Genomic DNA, 18,770 nt, shown 5'->3' with positions numbered 1-18,770 from the left:
TTCCCTCCATCCCCATATAGCTAGGAGAGGGGAAAGGAGGGAGATCATGGGGACAATCCTGCTCCTGATCAGTCTCCTCTGTGTAGCTGTAGGCACCTGGAAGCTGAGCGGTATCTACAAGGCAGACAAGACTGACAGCAAAACGCTCTGGTGGACAGTCGCGAGCGTCGGGATTGCGCTTTTTTTTCTTTTGAAGCTGATGACAGATACGTTTCCAACATAAACATGCACCTGTGGCGAAAGTTGCACAGGTGCATGTTTTTTGTATCGGTCTATTCGTAACGCAGCGCTTCGATCGGGTCGAGCTTGGCAGCTTTGTTGGCTGGATAAAGCCCGAAAAAGATGCCGATAGCGCTGGAGAAGCCAAACGCGATAAATACGCTGTTCCACGATAGCAGCGGTGGAAGGTTGGCAAAATGCGAGATCAAGGCGGCGATGCCAAGTCCGCACAGGACGCCGACCAATCCGCCGATCAGGCAGACGATGATGGATTCAATGAGAAACTGAATCAAAATATCGCTTCGCCTCGCCCCCAGCGCTTTGCGAATCCCGATTTCCCGCGTGCGCTCGGTGACGGAGACGAGCATGATGTTCATGACGCCGACCCCGCCGACTACGAGCGAGATCCCGGCGATGATGCTGAAAATCAAGGTGAGCGTGCCAGTCAGCTGATTGAACTGGTCAACCGATTCTTGCATGCTGCGAACCATGTAATGGTCGTTCTTTTGGTGTTTGCGCGTCAAATATTGCTTGGCCTGCTGCATGGCCGAGTTGACGGAAGCTTTGTCGACAGCCGTACCCATAAACGAATGGATCGACGGTTCTTCCAGCAGGGAGTTGTAATACTGGATGGGGACTACGGCGCCGAATGTTTCCTGGCCCATGTCAAACTTGAATTTTTCCTCTGAGTACGTGCCGATGACGACGAGGGAATTGTTTCCCCAGCGAACGCGCTGACCGATCGGATTCATTTGTCCGAACAGCTTCTCGCCAAGCTTGTCTTCCAACACGACGACAGCGCGCTGTTCTTTGTCATCGGTATCGCTGAACAGGCGGCCTTTTGTTACTTTCATTCTTTTCTGGATGTTGAAATAATCCGCCGTGGTGGCGGTCAGGTTGGCCCGCTCTTCTTTTTTCGGCCCCTTCAACTCGATTGTCGTTCCGCTGTAAGGGACGATGTACTCGATTGCCGGACTGATTCTGCCCAGGACAGCAGCGTCATCGATAGTCAGGTCGTCGGATTCGATTTTTTCTTTTGTCTCCCAGTTAATGAAGACGTTGAAGGTGTTTTGCCCGAATTTTTCCATCTCGTCGTTGATTGCTTTTTGTCCGCCTTCCCCAAGCGCGGTAACGGCGATGACGGAAGTAATCCCGATGATGATGCCGAGCATGGTCAGGGCCGAGCGCATTTTGTTGGCCCAGATGCCCTCCAGTGCGGTGTAAAAGCTTTCCATAAAATTCACGTGACAATCACCTCGTCATTCGGGGTAGAGAAAACGCGTTCCTCTACCCGCTCATCGCGGATGATGATGCCGTCTTTGAACGTGACGATTCGCTCGGCGTGCTGGGCGATGTCCATCTCGTGCGTGACGAGAATAATCGTGACGCCTTGAGTGTGCAGTTCCTGAAAAATCGACATGATCTCGACACCGGAGCGACTATCGAGGTTTCCTGTCGGTTCGTCTGCCAAAAGGATGGCGGGACGGTTGACCAGCGCTCTGGCGATGGCGACGCGCTGCTTTTGACCCCCGGACAGTTGAGTAGGCTTGTGGTGCATGCGTTCGCCCAGCCCTACTCGTTTCAGCGCTTCTGTAGCCCTGTTGCGTCTTTCCGAACGGCTGACGTTGGCGTACATCATCGGCAACTCTACGTTGTGCAGGGAAGTGGAGCGGGCGAGCAGATTGAACGACTGAAACACAAAGCCGATTTTTTGATTGCGTACGTAGGCGAGCTGCTTGTCATTGAGGCTGCTTACCTCAATCCCGTCGAGAATGTAGCTTCCCGTGTCCGGGCGATCCAGACAGCCCAGCATGTTCATGAACGTCGATTTCCCTGATCCTGATGGTCCCATGATGGCGACGAACTCGCCTTGTTCCACCAGCAAGGATACACCTTTCAAAATAGGGAGGGTGCTATCGCCAGTCTTGTATGATTTCGTCAAGCCTTCTACCTGAAGCATTGTCGGCTGACCTCCTTTTTACGTGGAACACATCCAGTCGTTACATGCCCATTGGTGCGGGACCGCCGCTCATCGGCATGACAGGCGCTCCTTCACTCAGCGCTTCAACAGGTCCCAAAATGATTTGCTCGTCTCCGTTCAGACCTTGCTTGATGTGGGAGAACAGTTCATTTTCAGTGCCTGTGGCGACTTTCTGTTTCTTGGCGATTCCGTTCTCGGATATCCAGACGAAAGTGCTGCCGTCCGCTTCCTGCTGGATAGCTTCGATCGGAACTTGCAGAGCGTTATCGATTTTTTCCGCCAAGATGTTGATGTCCACGTGGAAGCCTGGCTTGAGCGCGCTCAAATCTCCTTGCGGCTTGAGGATGACTTTGACGCGGGTCTTCTCACTTTGGCCCGAACTGCTTTGGCTGGTGGTTGCGATCGGGGCGATTCGGGTGATCTGGGCATTCAGCATTTGTTTGCCCAGCGTAATGCCTTCGATGGTCGCCGTCTGTCCGAGTTTCAGCTTGCCGACATCCGATTCGTTGATGTCAGCCTGAATGAGCAGGTTGTCGAGATTAGCCAGTGTCAAAATTTCCGTGCCTTTGTTGACGTATTGGCCGTTGTCCGCCGCGACGCCAATAACGGTTCCATTCGCAGGTGCGACGACAACGCTCTGGACGCGTTCTTTTTCCAGTTGAGTCCGTTCGACGGCCAGTTTGTTGATTTGTGCCTGCTGAGCGGCGATGTCTTCTTTGCGCGGCCCTTTTTGTTTCAGGGCGGACTGTTGTTTCGCCACATTGAGGGCGGACAGCGCGTTGTCCAAGATAGACTTCGCCTTGTCGACTTCCTGCTGCGTCGAAGCGCCTGAGGAGAACAATTGATTCATCCGGTCGTATTCTCGCTTGGCCGCATCGTACTCGCGCTGTGCCTGCGTGACCCGCTCGCGCTCCTGTGCTACTTCTTCCGGCTCTACGCCGATCTGGGCTTTGGCAAGATTGGCTTTTGCGACTTCCATCTGCGCTTCGAGATCAAGCAGTCTGCTGTCCACATCGGTCGTGTCAATTTTGGCGATGACTTGGCCTTTTTTGACCTTGTCGCCTTCTTTGACGACGAACTCGCGCAACGTGCCGTTCACATTCGCATACTGCTTCTGCTTGTCCTCCACGATGACGATTCCGGAGGTCAAGATTTTGCTTTCCAGAGCTGATTTGGTCGGTGTTCCGATGTTGACGGGCATGCCCATGGCTTGCTGAGAACCCATCATGTTGAGTCCAACGAACCCTGCTCCTAGCAGGATGACAACGGAACCGATGATCCACCACCGTTTTTTCATTTTCATTTCCCCTTGTTGTTCTAAAAAGAAACCATTATTTCATTGCTCGAAGTAGTTTTACGGAAGGCATGGAAAAAGGTAACACTTTTGCCGAATCGTTCACGATTTGCTCACATTTTGCGATGTTTTGACGGAAAGTAACTTTCTCGCTTTTTTGCGTGATAAGATAAGAAAATAGATGACGTTCCTTGGGAGGGGAGCCATGAACCAAGCGATTCGATTTGATTATTCCAATGCACGCGGCTTTGTGAGACAGCATGAATGGGAGCAGCTTGCGCCAGCAATCGGGCAGGCGCATGAAATGTTGCACAAAAGAACGGGTCCAGGCAGAGACTATCTTGGCTGGGTAGATTGGCCGAACAAATACGACCGCGTCGAGTATGAGCGGATTCGCCAGGCGGCGGCACGTATCCAGGCTGACTCAGATGTGCTTTTGGTAATTGGAATCGGAGGTTCATATTTAGGAGCGAAAGCTGTACTGGACGTATTGGGCCACAGCTTTTACAACTTGCTGCCGAAGTCGAAGCGGCGATCGCCGGAAATTTATTTTGTCGGCAACAATATCAGTCCGGTGTATATCTCTCATCTGATGGACGTGTTGGAAGGAAAAGACGTCTCCATCAACGTCATCTCCAAATCGGGCACGACGACAGAGCCTGCTATAGCTTTTCGGCTGTTGCGCAATTGGCTGGAAAACAAGTACGGCCGCGAGCAGGCGAAGAAGCGAATTTACATTACGACGGACAAAGCGCGGGGGGCCTTGAAAAAGCTTGCGGAAGATGAGGGCTACGAGAGCTTTGTCATTCCCGATGACATCGGCGGGCGTTTTTCTGTCCTGACAGCAGTCGGACTATTGCCGATCGCCGTGAGCGGCGCCGACATGGATGCCCTGATGAAAGGAGCGCAAGATGCGAGCGAGCGGTACATGGTCATGGATTTGGCCGAAAATCCGTGCTACCAGTATGCGGCGATTCGCAACGCCCTGTACCGCAAAGGCAAAACGGTGGAGCTTCTGGTCAGCTACGAGCCGCAGTTCCGGTTTTTCGCCGAATGGTGGAAACAGCTTTTCGGGGAGTCGGAAGGCAAGGATGGAAAAGGAATTTTTCCCGCCGCTGCCGAATTTTCCACAGACTTGCATTCCTTGGGGCAGTACATACAGGACGGCATGCGACACTTGTTCGAGACAGTGGTAACCGTAAACAAGCCAGCCATCGATGTCACGGTAGAAGAAGACCCGCTTGATGTGGACGGACTGAACTTTTTGTCCGGCAAGCGGATGGGATTTGTCAATAAAAAGGCTTTCGAAGGGACGGTGCTCGCCCACGTGGATGGCGGCGTGCCGAACCTGCTTGTCGAGATGCCAGAGGCGACAGCGTATCACCTCGGGGCCTTGATCTACTTTTTTGAAAAGGCGTGCGGAATCAGCGGCTATTTATTGGGCGTCAATCCGTTTGACCAGCCCGGGGTGGAGGCGTACAAGGCCAACATGTTCGCCCTTTTGGGCAAACCTGGATTCGAGCAGCAGAAAGCGGAATTGGAGGCAAGATTGCGCGATAACAAGACATATTTGACCGTGGAAGAGACAGCAGCGTACTTGGAGCTTCCGGAAACGTTTATTTTGGAAAAGATTCACCAGGGCAAGATTCGCGCTCTGCACGACGGCTACGAGTACGTCATCAACAAGGAACAGTTCAACCATCATATGGAAGAAATGCGCAAGCTCCGCGAGTTCGAGGAGGCAGCGCGGCATGAGACGGTTCCGGAGAGCTACGATGTAAAAGACGAGGATTGAGCGTATAGCATCTTGTCACTGGCGGCCAGGAGGACTATACTTGGTTGGTGAAATGAATATGTAAAGAAGCAACTTGGGGAGTCCTTCACGCGGGGCTGAGAGGATGGAAGCATACGACCGTCGACCCATTGCACCTGATCCGGATCATGCCGGCGCAGGGATACGGTTGCCGGCGAACAGCGCTTTTTTCTTTGGCTATACGGCGTATGAAGCCCACCTTTTCCTGCTTGGGAACGGGTGGGCTTTTTGTATGTTGCCCTGTTCAACTTGGATCAGGAGAGAGATCACAACAGCGAGGAGAGAAAAACGTGGGCGATTGTCTCATAGTGGGTGGAGGAGTTATCGGTTTAAGTCTGGCGTATGAATTGTCGCGCAGAGGGATGGGCGTCACGTTGGTTGAGCAAGGAGAATGGGGCGGACAGGCGTCCTCGGCAGCAGCGGGCATGCTCGCGCCGTTGAAGGAGTTTACAGCGCCCGGTCCCATGCTCGATTTCGGCATGGCGTCGCTGGCTTATTATCCGCAGTGGGCGCAAGAGTTGGAGGAGTTTACCGGGGGCGATGTACAGCTCAGCCTGGAGGGGCTGCTCACAGTCGCGCTCGATGATGGCGAGCAAGCACAGTTGGCAGAGAAATTTCGCTGGCAAAAGGACGCGGGGCATAGCGTGCACTTTTTGACGGAAAGGCAGCAATTGGCGGAAGTGGAGCCGCTGTTGACAGACAAAGCGCAGGCAGCGATTTACTCCCCGTACGAGGGGCACATCAACAATCGCATGTTGCTTCGCGCTTTGGTGACGGCGTGCAAGCTGCAAGGAGTTGTGCTGCATTCCGGCTGTGTCGTGAGCGGCATCGCGGTAAAAGGCGGGAAAGTAGTTGGCGTGGACAGCTCGCTCGGGCCGTTGCGCGCCGCGCATACGGTGATCACTTCGGGAGCGTGGGCAGGTGTCATGCTGGACTTGCTGGGTGTGTCGGTTCCGGTGCGTCCGGTTCGCGGTCAGATTGCCGCTGTTTCCTCTGTCGGCATTCCGCTGCGCACCGTCATTTTTGGCACGACGGGATATGTGACGCCGAAAAAAGACGGCAAAATCGTGCTTGGCGCAACAGAAGACGAGAGCGGCTTTCAGCGCGAAGTGACGATGGCGGGGTTAGCCAGCATCCTGAACGGGGTCATGCCGTACGTTCCGGCCTTGCATTCAGCCGCTTTTCTGGAGGCGTGGGGCGGATTGCGGCCAGCTACGGCGGATGGCAAGCCATTGCTTGGACCAGTGCCAGGATGGGAAGGGCTGGCGATTGCCGGAGGGCACTTCCGCAACGGCATTTTGCTCTCGCCCGCCACAGCGAAGTGGATGGCGGACTATCTGGAAAAAGGAGAGCGGGAGCAGCTCGTCCCGTTTTTGCCTGCGCGCTTCGTAACAGAAGAAAACGTCAGCGCACATAAAATGGGCTAGTCTTGCCTGCAAACCGGAACACCTCCCCATGGGCACATGTATATGGTAATAAAGAGCACCAGAAGGGGAGGAGTTTCCATGCAGGATGAAAAAAACCTGTACCAGGCTGACGTCCAGACGGTCAGTCTGATCAAGGATATGCGCGAAAATGTGCACAACATATGCAAAGAACACGTCGAGAAAAAAGTGCGCATTGAAGCGATAGACGGCCAGATTTTTGAAGGCGTGATCGTGGATTTTGACGATCAGAATGTATACGTTGAAGTGGACGACCCGGATGCGGAAGAAAACGACTATGAATATGAAATCGAAGAGGTAGCCAGCCGGAAATCGCCCGGCGACTGGGGAATGCATCAAGATTGGAATCCTTACGGAGGGTATCTTCCCTACGGCGGCTATCAGCCGTACGGCGATGTCAGTCCGTTTAGCAGCAGCAGCCAGCCAAATCGGCGACCTCCAGGGGGGCAAGTCAGTCCGTACGCCGATGACTGCTATCCTTACGCTCCGATGACTCCGTTTGGCAGTCCAGGTCAACCGTATGGTCAGGTGAGTCCGTTTGGCAGCCCGGGTCAACCGTATGGTCAAATGGCTCCGTTTGGCAGTCCGGGTCAACCGTTTGGCCAAGTGAGTCCGTTCGGCAGCCCGAGTCAACCGTACGGCCAGATGAGACCATTTGGCAGTCCGAGCCAACCGTACGGCCAAGTGAGTCCGTTTGGCAGTCCGAGTCAGCCGTTTGGTCAAGTCAGCCCGTTCGGCAGCCCGAGCTTTCCGTATGGCCAGATGCAGCCGTTCCCGGACGGCAATCCATTCTTTAGTCCGTACGGCGGATTCAACCCGTACATGAGCCCTTATCCGCCTTTCCCGCCGCAGCCATGGTATCCGTTTCCGCCGCCACCACCGCCACCGCCAGTTCCTCCGGCTGCGGTTGTCGTGCCGAAAAGAAGGCGCCGTCGTCCTTGCCGCAGAGGCAAAAGAATCATTCCACTCGCTTTGTTTACATTGCTTACGATCGCCCTGCTCTAAAATCGGGAGCATGCAAGCCTCTTTGCCAGCGGATGATTGGCAGCGGGGCTTGTTGTGCGTTTGAAGAGCACGGCTGTGCGAGTACAACCTGCCCTTTTGTCGCACACTATCCATAAAATGTGACGAAGGCAGGAGGATTACCAGATGAAAAAAATACAGAGCAGTCTCCCCGGAACGAAGGCGACGTTCGGCTACTTTCGCGAGTCGCTTGAGCCGCATTTTACGCTGGCTAACTGGGACTATGAGCAAGGCTTTTTTGACCGGACGCTGGATGATCAAAACATGGTCTACCTTCGCTTGCCTGTAAAAGTTTTGCAAGGGGAGCTGGACAGCCCGGATGCGTGGCTGGAGCTTGGCGAGCCGTTTGTTTTGCGTCATGTGTACAACACAGGAGTGGAAGAAGATATCGGCTACTACGCGCCTGTCGCTTCGGCAGTGATGAACCAGTTTCAGCAGCCGATCGACAAGGATGCCGACATTGACCCGAGATGGATTCGCAAGGCGGAGGCAATCGTGAAAGAACTGGAAAATCGCCTTGGATGACGGGTGGGCCTTACATGAGGCCCGCTTTTTCTTTTCCGGGGGAATTTCGCGCGGGATCGTTCCAGGAAGAGCGCTGGTAAAATCCATTTCGGTTTCCATGCATCTCCTTTTTTCATGTGGTATAGTGAGATCAACAAACAAGCGTACTTGACCGCTTCGAAGGATAAAAGTGAGGGCAGACCAGCATGAAGATTGCGACTGTACTGCGAAATGACGATTATACACGGGAAGTAGAGCATTTGCTGAAGGAAAAGCTGAAGGAGGCTGGCAGCTCGTATACTTTTGTGAATGGAACCGATGAGGAGCCGGATATGGTGCTCTCGATCGGCGGAGATGGAACACTGCTGGAAGCCGTTCACCAATACGGGATGGAGCCGGCTTACGTCGGGATTCATACAGGCCACCTCGGATTTTATGCAGACTGGCGGCCGGAGGAGCTGGACGAATTTGTCGACAGGTTGCTGCACGCCCAGCCGGCGATTTCGGAGTATCCGACCGTCCAATGCCGGATTGAAACCGCTGATGGCAAGCAATACGACAAATGGGCGCTGAATGAGGTTGTCTTGCGCAATGCGTCTTTGTCGACGCTGGTTGCTTGCGTCTACATTAACGGCGATGAGCTGGAGACGTTTCGCGGAGACGGCTTGATCGTCTCTTCGCCGTCAGGCAGCACGGCATACAACAAGGCTGTAGACGGGGCGATTGTGCATCCGTCGATTGAGGCCATTCAGCTTTCGGAGATCGCCTCGATCAACAACCAGGCATACCGGACGATCAACAGCTCGCTTGTTTTGCCCAAGCATCATGAAGTAGAGCTGATTGTCATGAACCCGGAGATCATGATCGGGCTGGATCGCGAACAAGGCGTGTGGACAGGCGTTCGTTCCATTACTTGCCGCGTGGGCCAGGGCAAAGTGAAATTCGCGCGCTACAAGCGCCTGACCTTTTGGGGCAGGGTACGCAACTCGTTTATCAAAGGCTAGATAGAGAGGGAGAGGGTTGCATGAAAAAGGTAGGAGCATTGCAAAGCATCTATCGCCATCCTGTGAAGGCAATGCGCGGGGAACTACTTACATCAACCGAGATCGATGCTTTTGGGCTGTACGGGGATCGCGTGTATCGCTTTTGGGATGATACACGGCCCGGAAAATTTTTGGGCGCAGACAAAGTTCCAGCTCTTATTGGCTATTCTGCAACCATGGAGGCAAAACAGAGCGAGGAAGAGTATCCGCAGGTGCGAGTCGTAGCGAGCGACGGCAGCGTTCACGAGTGGGGGGAATCGCTTTTTTCCCATGTAGCGGACACCGCCAAACGGCCCGTTACGCCTTTGCGCAGCATTCCTTCGGAGGGCAAGCAGGACTGGGAAGAACATATTTTGCTGGTGACAGACGCTTCCTTGCGCGAGATTGCCCGCCAGATCGGCAGCGAATGGGTTGACCCGAGACGCTTTCGCGGCAATCTGATCGTTGTGCTGGATGACGACGAGCCGTTTGCAGAAGATAAATGGATAGGAAAAAAATTGAAAATCAACGATGTTACGCTGCAAGTAACGATGCATTGCGTGCGTTGTGTGTACGTAAACATTGACCCGGATACGCTGCAGAGGACCCCGGAAGTATTGAAGGCATGCGTGAAGCGCCACGACAATCACTTCGGAGTATACGCTTCCGTGGTGGAGACAGGCACGGTATCCTGCGGTGACGATGTGTACGTGCTGGAAGAGTAGTGTGCAAGGAGGAGAGCAGGCATGCAAGAGACAAGCCCCTTGGAGAGAGTTCGCGCATTTGTCAAACGGTACGATCCGCAACTGGAGCCGATTGTGTATGAACAGCCTCTTCCTACATCGGAAGCGGCCGCAGCAGCGTTGGGCAGCGAGGTAGGACAAATCGCCAAGTCGATCCTGTTTCGCTCCGGCGACCAGTTTGCGCTTTTTGTTGCGGCAGGCGATGTCAAGATACACCCGAAGCAGGTGAAAGCTGCGCTCGGTTCGGGAAAAGCGAAAATGGCTTCCATGGAGGAAGTCGAAAAGGTGACGGGCTATCGTGTCGGGGCTGTCTGTCCCTTTGCGTTGGAGCAAGAAGTGCCTGTAATCGTGGACACTTCGCTGCGGCGCTTCCCTGTCGTCTATACCGCCGCTGGCATCGCCGAGTCGCTTTTGCCAGTCACGTATGAGGCGTTGCTGGCGATGACCAATGCCGTCGAAGCAGATGTGGCGCAGGCCCCGCAAGCTCCGTAGCCGTAGCGTAGATAAGCGTGAAAAAAGGAAGCTCTCGCAAGCTTCCTTTTTCTTGTTTCGAGCCTGTTAACGACTGAGCGAGGAATGTTCTTGCCCAAGCAGCAGCTGGTAAAAATAAACATCGTGCCACTCGCCGAATTTGAAGCCTACTTCTTGAAACCTTCCGGCAAGCGTGAAGCCGAATTTTTCATGCAGTTTGACGCTCGCTTCATTGCCGCCGACAATTCCGCTAATGACGGTATGGTAGCCCAGTTGTTCTGCCCGCTGCAAGATTTCACTCAGCAGGGCCGTTCCGATGCCGCGTCCTCGCTGTTCTGCATCGATGTAGACGGACAGCTCGACCGTTTTGTTGTAAGCGGGTTTTTCGCGAAAAGTGGAAAGGCAGCAGTAGCCGACGACTTCTTGCTCCCATTCGGCGACGATCAAAGGATGGTTTTTGTTGTGCTTGTGAAACCAGACTTCGCGCTGGGCAATGGTCTGTGGCTCCAAGTCGAATGTCGCGACCAGGTGAGTGATCGCATGATTGTAGATGCGTAGCATGGAAGGCAAATCGCCCAAAACAGCGTCTCTGATGTGCAACATGGGAACCGTCTCCTTTGAGATCCAAACGATAAAAGTCACATTCTAGCGCAAAGCTTCATATACCTCCCGGAGACTCGTGTATCCGGCTTTTTGTGCTTTTGTCAAATACGTCGCCCAGAGCGTCCCGCAAGCTACGGCGTCACAATAGGCATGGTGCCTGCGGGAGATCGGGATGTCGTGCAGGGCGCAGAGGGCATCCAGCGATCCGTTGCCGATCGGGTTGCTCAACAGGCGAATGAGCAGCATCGTGTCCAGCATCCGGTGTGTCAACGGACGCCGACTCGTTTTCCACAGGGCCGACCGGAAAAATTCGCGTTCGTGGCGGGAGTGATGGGCGACGAGCGGACGATCTCCGACGAAGCGGAAAAACCGCGACAACGCCTCCAGAAGCTCCGGGGCGTCTGCGGTCATTTCGTCGGAGATTCCGGTCAGCGAGCTGACGTGTGGCGGGATCGTCCGCCCGGGATTGACGAGCGTGTAAAACGAATCTCCAAGCAGCAGCTTCTCGCCGCGCATGGCGACCGCGCCAATCGAGATGATCGCGTCTCCGTGGTCCGGGTAAAAGCCCGTCGTTTCCAGATCGACCACCACTACCTCCAAATCGGCAAGCGGTATGTTTTCGCTGGAATCGACACGCCTGGCTTCCTTGGAGATGGAGCGCAAGTACGCTTGATGCTGCTTGTCGTCCTCGCCAAGCCCCCACTTCCAGTCGCCCGGTACGCCTGTCATGCCGCGATTCATGTTCCACAGGCGGCCGATGAAATCCCATTTTGCCAAGCGCGTCTCCCCCCTATCCTTTGAAGCTGGACGGGAGTTTGGCCGTCATTTTTTGCAGGCGGATAGCCAGCTTCATCGCCTCGCGCATCGATACGGCTGAATCGGGGGAAAGCTTGCTCAGCTTGATGTAGCTGTTGCTCGTATACAGACCGTCCTCCCAATGGAGAAAGGCGATCAGGCGCAGTCCCTGGATCAGCCGAAAATGTGCCGCTACTTCGTCGCAAAAGCTTTTGCTCCACACGCCTTTTTCCGCCAGTTGGCCCAGCCTCTCCAGCGTCGAGCTGGCGAAGATGCCGTGCGCCAGGGCGAAATGCCGCACGCAGTTGACGATCGGCAAATAGATGCCGTATTTGATGTTGACGGCTCCGCGAAAACGGCCAGTGACTTCAGGCAGGACGCGCCCGAACAGACCAAGCGGCACCCGGTAGTGCAACGTGTTGCTGACCAGCCGATCCAACAAAAACGTATTGCCAGCCAAAAGCTGCCTGAATCGGTCCAATACCGGGGTGAAAATAGCGGATTCCCCGTACAGCACGCGCACGTCGCTTGCCAGTAGCAGATAGCGGGCATTTTCCCAGACGGGATGCGAGATCCAGCGGTCCAGCTGGTCGACCCATTGAGCGACACTGCCGCGCCATCTGGGGGAAAGGCATGTTACGTTGCCCTGGCAAGGCGGATAGCCCGCTTCCTCCAAACCGGAGACGACAGCGGCTGCCAGCAGTTGAAAATAGCCGTGAACGGCCTCAATCTCTTGTTCGTCGAGGTGATCGGGAAGATCGTAGACAAGCCCGTTGTCCTGATCGCTGATGATGGCTTGCTCGAACCGCCCGCCGCTGCCGAATTGCAAAAAGGCAAACGGCACAGGCGGGGTGCCAAGCCCCCTTTTCGCCAAGGAATCGACAGCGAGCAGAACGCCTTGGCGAATCAGGTTGTCGTGAATCAAATTGACGACAATGGAAAAGGGAGCCATCTCGCCAGCCCGGTTCAAGTCGCGCATAGGAGACGGGTCCAACAATTCATGCCGAATCAGCGCAAGCTCAGCAAATGAATTGACCTGTCTAATCCGCTCGATTTGCTCAGGTGAGAGTGTGAGAGGTGCTGCTTTGGTGGGATGCTGCCGGGCGCATGCGCTCAGGTTGCAGTAGTTCGGGATAACCGTATCCCCCGTGTTCGCTAAGGTCAAGACCAACCACCTCTTCTTCTTCTGTGACTCGAAGCCCGATTGTCGCTTTCAAAACAGACAAAATCACATAAGCTACCACAAAGACGTAAGCCATGGAACCGGCGAGGCCGAGCGCCTGTACGCCCAATTGGTGCAAGCCTCCGCCGTAAAACAGTCCGGCACCGCCGACGCCGACTTTTTCTGCAAGCTCCGGCGTCGCGAACAACCCAGTGGACAAAGTTCCCCAAATCCCTGCCACACCGTGAACGGAGAAGGCAAAGACCGGATCGTCAACGCCCAGGCGATCAAACCAGATGGATGTATAAAATGTGAGAATACCTGACACAGCTCCGATGACAACAGCAGCCCAAGGATCGACGAAGGCGCAAGAAGCCGTAATGGCGACGAGAGCAGCCAGCACGCCGTTCAGCATGCTCGGGATGTCGGCTTTGCCCATGACGATCCACGAGATGGCGAGCGCGGCTACTGCACCTGCGGCGGTAGCGAGATTGGTAGTGACGGCGATGTAACCGAAAAATCCGGAAGTGCTGCCCAGCGTGGAGCCGGCATTGAAGCCGAACCAGCCGATCCACAGAAACAGGACGCCGAGCACGGAGTAAACCTGGTTATGGCCGGGGATCAGATTGGAGCTGCCGTCGCGATTGTACTTGCCGATGCGCGGCTTCAACAGCACGGTAGCGACGAGCGCGACGATGGCTCCTTGCAGATGGACAACCGTCGAGCCAGCGAAGTCTTGCATCCCGAGCTGTGCGAGCCAGCCTCCGCCCCATACCCAGTGACCGACGACCGGATAGATGAGGACGGTAAACAAGACGCTGAAAATAAAGTAAACGGACAGCTTGGCTCGTTCGGCGAAACCGCCCCAGGCGATTGCCAGCGAAACCGCGGCGAAGGCTAGTTGAAACAGAAAGAGAATGGAAATGGGAACCGAAGCGGCGGAAAAAGCGGAGAAGGCGTCTTTTTGCAAGCCGTCGAAGAAGAAGCCCGTTAGACCGATAAAAGAATTGCCGTCTCCAAAAGTCAGGCCAAAGCCGAATGCCCAAAAAGCAAGGGAGCAAATGCCGAAGGTGAGGACGGTTTTGCCTGCCACATGGCCTGCGTTTTTCATCCGGGTCGAGCCAGCCTCAAGCAGGGCGAAACCTACCTGCATGAGAATGACGAGGATGGCTGAGATCATGACCCATGTGGCATCAATGGCGGACGAGAGTTCAGTGAGAGTCGGTTCCATTCATTCCACTCCTTTTTTGTGTTAGATAATCTAACATCATTTTTATTTATGTCAGATTATATGACGTGAAAATTGGAAATGCAATTGTTTTTTCACAAAGAAAAACACCAATCGCGCATTCATAGCGAAGCGGATTGGTGTTGCTCACGGGATGTTCGTTTGATGATGGCAAAGCCTGCAGCAGACATGACGACGAGGAACAGGCTGCTCGCGAAAAACAGTTGCTCAACGGGCCAGCTGCCAAGCCATATGGCCCCAAGACTGCTGGACAGCATGGAGAAAAAGGTAAAGAAAAGCATGTTGATCGAGAAAATTTTCCCTGTACTCGCTCCGGCCTTGACCTGAATGGCCGTGACGGTCGGGATGCCGATAAACGGTCCGCCGACCCCGGCTACTGCGGCTCCGAGAAAAGCGACCCAGTGCATCGCCCCGCCAGCGGCGAGCAGCATGAACCCGCCAGCTTGCAACGTCCAGCCGATCATGATGACAAGCAGGTACTTCGTGTAGTACGCACGGGACATGTAGAGGCTGCCGAGCAGATTGCCCACCCCGTAAAAGCCCATCAGCATCGCGAGCGTACTGCCGTTGCCTTGTTGCATGCGCTCGGCCAGAAAAGGAAAGCCGACGCTGTAGCAAACTTGCCAGACGAGAAAGCCCATGTTGCTAAACAGCAAAATCAGGAACAACATCCGGCTTTTTTTCAACTCTCGCACGCCTGTGGCAATATCGCGCACATACTGTCCGGGAGTCATTTTGGCAGCCGGACCGTTCCGCGTATCGGTCAAAGAGACGCGAATCGCATACAAGAAAACGACAGACAGCAAGTAGCTCGTAGCGTTGACAAAAAACAGAGCGGAAAGCGGAACGATGGAAGCGATAAGTCCGATTGTCATCGGCGCTGCGATCCGAACGGTGCGAAAAGTCGTGTCCAGGATGGCATTCGCGCGTCCAAGCTGTTCGAGTGACACGACGGTTTTCAGCGCGACAGTGCGGGCTGGTTGAAACAGGCTGGAGAACAAGCCGAGTAAAAATTGCGCGACCAGAAAAAAGGAAAACTGCTCGATGCCCATGGCGGCCATGATGCCAACTCCGATCGCCACAAAAATACGGGCGACGTCGGCCCCGACCATCAGCAGGCGCGGATTGTACCGATCAGCCAGCACGCCGCCGATCAGGTAAAAAAGCAGTCCGGCCACCATTTCCGGTATGGCCAGCAAGCTGAGCGCCGTCCCTGACTTGGTCGCTTGCAGCAAGTACCAGAGCAAAGCAAAACTGTAGCATTGGTCGCCGATGTTCGCAGTCAATTGCGCCAGCCACAGCTTCAAAAAAGACGGATTCTTCCATAATGATGCCGATGGGTCCACAAGTAATCGCTCCGTAATCAGAAAGTTTTGATCTTAGCGTAGCAAGGCGGAGCAGGAAAGTAAAGGAGCCAGCGGGTGTGCTTTTTTTGGCAAACGTGGACGCATGGAAAAACGGCTTCTGTGGAAGAAGCCGTTACACCGTTACCCTTGTGTGGTGTTGTCTTCGCGATTGTGCTGATTGTGTTGCTGGGAAGAGCCTTGGTTGCTTTCGGTATGCGTATCATCCGCCACCGTGCTGCTGGTCAGTCCGCTGACAGCCAATCCTTTTTGGTTCAAGTTTTTCGCGCTTTTGAATTTGGACATCGCGTGTTCCCCCTTTATAACGTGGCTTCTTTATTTACGATGTCTAGCTTGCGGCATAACTACTCGCCCCACATTTTCCCGCAGGGCGACTGTCTTTCCTAAAGGCGCAAGGTATACTATAGAAAGAAAATGCTTGAGTGATAAAGGAGGGGATGGCATGGGGAAGTGTGTCATCATCGTGGAGGGGAAGACAGACAAGGAGCGATTGCTTCGCGTACTGGCCGAGCCTGTGACCATCTTTTGCACGTTTGGCTCCTACAGTCAGGAGAAAGGCGAACAGCTTCTGGCCCAGGCAGAATCGGCGGAAGAAGTGTATTTGTTTACAGATGAAGATGACAGCGGAAAAAAATTGCGGGCGAGCTTATCCGAAGACTTCCCGCACGCCGGACATCTGCACACTCCGAAAATGTACCGGGAAGTGGCAGACACGCCACTTCCTGTTCTGGCGGAAATATTGGAACGGGCCGGATTTGCCGTGATCGTGCCGGCTCCTTGATCTGGTACAGAGATCAGGGGATAAAACCTCCCTCCATCGGCTATAACAGTAGTAAATGGATTGGTGGAGGTGCAAAGACACTTGCGCGGCTTGATGACGTTTTTGAACAGGATGAACATCCTGGTATGGCTTGTGGGTATTTTTATCGCTCATGCGCTGCTTTATCTCGCCTTGGGAACAGCTACGTGGCTGGCAACTTCCCTTTTGGCGACCGCTTTTTACGGGATTATTCTTTTGGTAGGCAAACTGATCGCCAGTCGTTATCCTGACAAGGAAGAGAGCAGATAAAAAGCCGGCTATGGCGCAGCCGGCTTTTTTCCTTTTGGCTTCACCAGCCGAGATATTGCATCGCCAAAATCAGTGCTCCCAGTACCCAGACGTAAACGGCAAAGCCTTTCATCGAGCCTGTGCTGATGATTTTCAGCATCCAGCGAATGGCGACGTACCCGGCTAGTCCGGCGCAGATTGTTCCGACGAGCATCGGGATCAGGAGGGCGGTATGGAGTGGCGCCGCCGCCAGCTTGGCTGTTTGCAGCACACATGCCCCGAGGATGGCTGGCAAGGAAATCAAAAAGGAAAAGCGGGCAGCGTCAGCCCGATCAATCCCGCGCATGAGCGCTCCGGCTATCGTCAGTCCGGAACGGGAGATGGCGGGAAGAATCGCCGCTCCTTGCAAAGTGCCGATGATCAGGGCATCCGCATAGCTGATGTCGTCGAACTTTCGCTGGCCGCGCCGCATGGACTCTACAGCCCAAAGAATCGCCCCTGTCGCGAGAAACTCCCAGCCGATGGTGATTCCGCTGCGGGAAATTTCTTCAAAATAGTCCTCGAACAACAGGCCAATCGCCGCAGTCGGGATCGTTCCGACCACGAGCAGCTTGGTCAGCTTGGACAACGGGTTCAAGACGATATAGCGGATTTGCGGCCAAAACACGATGACGACAGCGATCAGCGTGCCGAAATGGAGCATCGTGTCAAAAAGCAGCCCGACCTCCTGCATGCCAAACAGCTTTCGGAACAAGACGAGGTGGCCTGTGCTGGAGATCGGCAAAAATTCAGTCAAGCCTTGAACAATCCCGAGAAAAATATGTTCAAGAAGTACGAGCATGGATAGCGGTCACTCCTGTCTGTTGGCAAAATGAAACCGGGGTACAAGCCGGGTCTTACTGTCATATGTATGTTCGCGAAGACGAGACTTGCCTTTTTTTAGGCGGAAGCTTTGTTCTCGCGAGAAAAAAGTAGTGGTATTTTCCTGGCCGGGATGGGTATAGTTAGTGTGCATATAGGAAGAGAGTGAGGAAGAAAGAAGCATGTACAAAAAGACAAAACGCGAGCCGCAGAAGGTTGCTGCTGCTGCTACTGGCAATTTGCAGGCGGGCATGACACTGGAAATGAAGGTGGCGCGAAAGACCGAGATCGGCTATTTCCTTCGCGCGGGCGACGACGAAGTTTTCCTGCACGAAAAGGAAGCGCACGAACGGTTGCATTTGGACGATGAGGTGGAAGTGTTTTTGTACCACGACCACGAGAATCGATTGGCCGCGACGATGGATATGCCGTATGTCGGCATGGGCGAGTATGGCTGGCTGGAAGTTGTGGACATTTCCCCGCGCATGGGAGTTTTCCTCGATAACGGGATCAAAAAAGATTTGCTTCTGTTCGTCGACGACCTGCCCAAGCTGAGCGATGAGTGGCCGCGCCCGCGGGATCAGATTCTCGTTACGTTGAAACAGGACAAGCTCGGACGTCTGCTTGCCAAGCCTGTGACAGAAAATGAAGTAACCAAAATTGCCGCCATGGCAGGAGCAGAGATGCTGAACAAGCAGGTGGAAGGCACGGTCTACAAAGTCATAGCGGCAGGCGCGTTTTTGCTGACGGAGGACGAGCATATTTTGTTCATTCACCGCGATGAGATGGTTGGCCGACTCCGTTTGGGCCAGACTGTGACCAGCCGCATCAGTTATGTGCGCGAAGACGGCAGGCTGAACGGTTCCATGAAGGAACGCAAAGAAGTGCAGTACGGCGAAGATGCCGACAAGCTGCTGCGCTATTTGATCAATCGGGACGGAGCCATGCCTTATACAGACAGTACCGAACCGGATATCATCCGCGAAAAGTTCCAGATGAGCAAATCCAGCTTCAAACGTGCGCTTGGCAAGCTCATGAAAGAGCGCCGGGTGGAACAAGTAGACGGGTGGACGAAAATCGTTCGTCACGAGGAAGATTAATAAAGCAAACCCTCTCAGGTGCGCACACTGCTTCAAGCCGAAGCCAAGCGCCAGAGAGGGTTTTTTGTTATTG

General features: G+C 54.3%; 21 protein-coding genes, 1 pseudogene and 1 riboswitch. Of the genes and pseudogenes, 12 read left to right on the top strand and 10 right to left on the bottom strand.

Translation table 11 applies throughout. The annotated features are described in order from the left end of the window. Positions 1-46: 46 nt before the first annotated feature. A complete protein-coding gene (locus M2298_RS21800; protein WP_167470375.1) occupies positions 47-223 on the top strand; it encodes a hypothetical protein in 177 nt (58 codons plus the stop codon). A gap of 49 nt (positions 224-272) precedes the next feature. Here the strand turns inward: M2298_RS21800 and M2298_RS21795 are convergent, their stop codons facing one another. The 3 genes from M2298_RS21795 to M2298_RS21785 are packed head-to-tail and all read right to left on the bottom strand — an operon-like array spanning position 273 to position 3,497. After that, positions 273-1,463 (bottom strand): ABC transporter permease, encoded by a 1,191-nt coding sequence (locus M2298_RS21795; protein ID WP_122966243.1) that lies wholly within the window; start codon positions 1,461-1,463, stop codon positions 273-275. Beyond that, positions 1,460-2,179, bottom strand: a complete 720-nt coding sequence (locus tag M2298_RS21790) for an ABC transporter ATP-binding protein (RefSeq protein ID WP_280649096.1) — start codon at positions 2,177-2,179, stop codon at positions 1,460-1,462. Before M2298_RS21790 ends, M2298_RS21795 begins: the two co-directional genes overlap by 4 nt. A 40-nt stretch (positions 2,180-2,219) precedes the next feature. Continuing rightward, positions 2,220-3,497: an efflux RND transporter periplasmic adaptor subunit gene (locus M2298_RS21785; RefSeq protein ID WP_173597122.1), complete on the bottom strand. Its 1,278-nt coding sequence runs from the start codon at positions 3,495-3,497 to the stop codon at positions 2,220-2,222. 202 nt (positions 3,498-3,699) lie between these two features. Between M2298_RS21785 and M2298_RS21780 the strand changes: the two are divergent. The 8 genes and pseudogenes from M2298_RS21780 to M2298_RS21750 all read left to right on the top strand — a co-directional run. Continuing rightward, a pseudogene (locus M2298_RS21780) lies at positions 3,700-5,049 on the top strand (glucose-6-phosphate isomerase); the annotation flags it as partial. A 21-nt stretch (positions 5,050-5,070) separates the two neighbouring features. Continuing rightward, positions 5,071-5,289 (top strand): excisionase family DNA-binding protein, encoded by a 219-nt coding sequence (locus tag M2298_RS28200; protein WP_307723370.1) that lies wholly within the window; start codon positions 5,071-5,073, stop codon positions 5,287-5,289. A gap of 64 nt (positions 5,290-5,353) precedes the next feature. After that, positions 5,354-5,470: riboswitch (TPP riboswitch) on the top strand. Positions 5,471-5,597: 127 nt separating this feature from the next. Beyond that, positions 5,598-6,734 (top strand): glycine oxidase ThiO, encoded by a 1,137-nt coding sequence (gene thiO / locus M2298_RS21775; protein ID WP_173598665.1) that lies wholly within the window; start codon positions 5,598-5,600, stop codon positions 6,732-6,734. 78 nt (positions 6,735-6,812) lie between these two features. Next, the gene (locus M2298_RS21770) at positions 6,813-7,757 is read left to right on the top strand and encodes an LSm family protein (protein ID WP_173598664.1); all 945 of its coding nucleotides are present in this window, start codon (positions 6,813-6,815) and stop codon (positions 7,755-7,757) included. 144 nt (positions 7,758-7,901) lie between these two features. Beyond that, complete coding sequence (locus tag M2298_RS21765) at positions 7,902-8,300, top strand: YugN family protein (RefSeq protein WP_173597119.1); 399 nt, start codon at positions 7,902-7,904, stop codon at positions 8,298-8,300. A 185-nt stretch (positions 8,301-8,485) separates the two neighbouring features. Next, entirely contained in the window at positions 8,486-9,283 is a 798-nt protein-coding gene (locus tag M2298_RS21760) for an NAD kinase (RefSeq protein WP_173598663.1), read from the top strand. 20 nt (positions 9,284-9,303) lie between these two features. Continuing rightward, positions 9,304-10,026 (top strand): MOSC domain-containing protein, encoded by a 723-nt coding sequence (locus M2298_RS21755; protein WP_122966236.1) that lies wholly within the window; start codon positions 9,304-9,306, stop codon positions 10,024-10,026. A 21-nt stretch (positions 10,027-10,047) separates the two neighbouring features. After that, positions 10,048-10,536, top strand: coding sequence for a YbaK/EbsC family protein (locus M2298_RS21750; RefSeq protein WP_173597118.1), 489 nt, complete (start codon positions 10,048-10,050; stop codon positions 10,534-10,536). A 66-nt stretch (positions 10,537-10,602) separates the two neighbouring features. On the opposite strand, the gene M2298_RS21745 is transcribed toward M2298_RS21750, so the two are convergent. The 6 genes from M2298_RS21745 to M2298_RS21720 form a co-directional block, all read right to left on the bottom strand. Next, positions 10,603-11,118 carry a GNAT family N-acetyltransferase gene (locus M2298_RS21745; RefSeq protein ID WP_242772614.1) on the bottom strand — a complete coding sequence of 172 codons (516 nt, stop codon included), beginning with the start codon at positions 11,116-11,118 and terminating at the stop codon, positions 10,603-10,605. Between the two features lie 42 nt (positions 11,119-11,160). Continuing rightward, positions 11,161-11,895 carry an exonuclease domain-containing protein gene (locus tag M2298_RS21740; RefSeq protein WP_122966233.1) on the bottom strand — a complete coding sequence of 245 codons (735 nt, stop codon included), beginning with the start codon at positions 11,893-11,895 and terminating at the stop codon, positions 11,161-11,163. A 13-nt stretch (positions 11,896-11,908) separates the two neighbouring features. Further along, positions 11,909-12,892 carry a DUF294 nucleotidyltransferase-like domain-containing protein gene (locus tag M2298_RS21735; protein WP_173597189.1) on the bottom strand — a complete coding sequence of 328 codons (984 nt, stop codon included), beginning with the start codon at positions 12,890-12,892 and terminating at the stop codon, positions 11,909-11,911. A gap of 79 nt (positions 12,893-12,971) precedes the next feature. Next, a complete protein-coding gene (locus tag M2298_RS21730; RefSeq protein ID WP_122966231.1) occupies positions 12,972-14,306 on the bottom strand; it encodes an ammonium transporter in 1,335 nt (444 codons plus the stop codon). Between the two features lie 119 nt (positions 14,307-14,425). Then, entirely contained in the window at positions 14,426-15,670 is a 1,245-nt protein-coding gene (locus tag M2298_RS21725; RefSeq protein WP_122966230.1) for an MFS transporter, read from the bottom strand. 141 nt (positions 15,671-15,811) lie between these two features. Further along, entirely contained in the window at positions 15,812-15,973 is a 162-nt protein-coding gene (locus tag M2298_RS21720; protein WP_167470374.1) for a hypothetical protein, read from the bottom strand. A 157-nt stretch (positions 15,974-16,130) separates the two neighbouring features. Between M2298_RS21720 and M2298_RS21715 the strand changes: the two genes are divergently transcribed. Together M2298_RS21715 and M2298_RS21710 are read left to right on the top strand one after the other, a co-directional pair. Then, positions 16,131-16,469 (top strand): toprim domain-containing protein, encoded by a 339-nt coding sequence (locus M2298_RS21715; RefSeq protein WP_122966229.1) that lies wholly within the window; start codon positions 16,131-16,133, stop codon positions 16,467-16,469. Between the two features lie 69 nt (positions 16,470-16,538). Further along, positions 16,539-16,757, top strand: coding sequence for a hypothetical protein (locus M2298_RS21710; protein WP_229049826.1), 219 nt, complete (start codon positions 16,539-16,541; stop codon positions 16,755-16,757). 40 nt (positions 16,758-16,797) lie between these two features. Here the strand turns inward: M2298_RS21710 and M2298_RS21705 are convergent, their stop codons facing one another. Then, a complete protein-coding gene (locus tag M2298_RS21705; RefSeq protein WP_063230485.1) occupies positions 16,798-17,577 on the bottom strand; it encodes an undecaprenyl-diphosphate phosphatase in 780 nt (259 codons plus the stop codon). A gap of 202 nt (positions 17,578-17,779) precedes the next feature. On the opposite strand from M2298_RS21705, the gene M2298_RS21700 reads away from it, so the two are divergent. After that, positions 17,780-18,697 (top strand): CvfB family protein, encoded by a 918-nt coding sequence (locus tag M2298_RS21700; protein ID WP_280649095.1) that lies wholly within the window; start codon positions 17,780-17,782, stop codon positions 18,695-18,697. The last annotated feature ends 73 nt before the right edge of the window (positions 18,698-18,770 follow it).

Source organism: Brevibacillus sp. 1238, from assembly GCF_029892995.1.
Classification (GTDB): Bacteria; Bacillota; Bacilli; order Brevibacillales; family Brevibacillaceae; genus Brevibacillus; species Brevibacillus parabrevis.
Note: the sequence above shows the minus strand (reverse complement) of the source record. Positions and strands in the feature narration are given on the sequence as shown.

What these genes read in the sequence shown, in the direction of transcription:
- M2298_RS21800 (WP_167470375.1), top strand. Translation starts at nt 47, where the DNA reads ATGGGGACAATCCTGCTCCTGATCAGTCTCCTCTGTGTAGCTGTAGGC.
- M2298_RS21790 (WP_280649096.1), bottom strand. Translation starts at nt 2,179, where the DNA reads ATGCTTCAGGTAGAAGGCTTGACGAAATCATACAAGACTGGCGATAGC.
- M2298_RS21785 (WP_173597122.1), bottom strand. Translation starts at nt 3,497, where the DNA reads ATGAAAAAACGGTGGTGGATCATCGGTTCCGTTGTCATCCTGCTAGGA.
- M2298_RS21770 (WP_173598664.1), top strand. Translation starts at nt 6,813, where the DNA reads ATGCAGGATGAAAAAAACCTGTACCAGGCTGACGTCCAGACGGTCAGT.
- M2298_RS21765 (WP_173597119.1), top strand. Translation starts at nt 7,902, where the DNA reads ATGAAAAAAATACAGAGCAGTCTCCCCGGAACGAAGGCGACGTTCGGC.
- M2298_RS21760 (WP_173598663.1), top strand. Translation starts at nt 8,486, where the DNA reads ATGAAGATTGCGACTGTACTGCGAAATGACGATTATACACGGGAAGTA.
- M2298_RS21755 (WP_122966236.1), top strand. Translation starts at nt 9,304, where the DNA reads ATGAAAAAGGTAGGAGCATTGCAAAGCATCTATCGCCATCCTGTGAAG.
- M2298_RS21750 (WP_173597118.1), top strand. Translation starts at nt 10,048, where the DNA reads ATGCAAGAGACAAGCCCCTTGGAGAGAGTTCGCGCATTTGTCAAACGG.
- M2298_RS21745 (WP_242772614.1), bottom strand. Translation starts at nt 11,118, where the DNA reads ATGTTGCACATCAGAGACGCTGTTTTGGGCGATTTGCCTTCCATGCTA.
- M2298_RS21735 (WP_173597189.1), bottom strand. Translation starts at nt 12,892, where the DNA reads ATGCGCGACTTGAACCGGGCTGGCGAGATGGCTCCCTTTTCCATTGTC.
- M2298_RS21730 (WP_122966231.1), bottom strand. Translation starts at nt 14,306, where the DNA reads ATGGAACCGACTCTCACTGAACTCTCGTCCGCCATTGATGCCACATGG.
- M2298_RS21720 (WP_167470374.1), bottom strand. Translation starts at nt 15,973, where the DNA reads ATGTCCAAATTCAAAAGCGCGAAAAACTTGAACCAAAAAGGATTGGCT.
- M2298_RS21715 (WP_122966229.1), top strand. Translation starts at nt 16,131, where the DNA reads ATGGGGAAGTGTGTCATCATCGTGGAGGGGAAGACAGACAAGGAGCGA.
- M2298_RS21705 (WP_063230485.1), bottom strand. Translation starts at nt 17,577, where the DNA reads ATGCTCGTACTTCTTGAACATATTTTTCTCGGGATTGTTCAAGGCTTG.
- M2298_RS21700 (WP_280649095.1), top strand. Translation starts at nt 17,780, where the DNA reads ATGTACAAAAAGACAAAACGCGAGCCGCAGAAGGTTGCTGCTGCTGCT.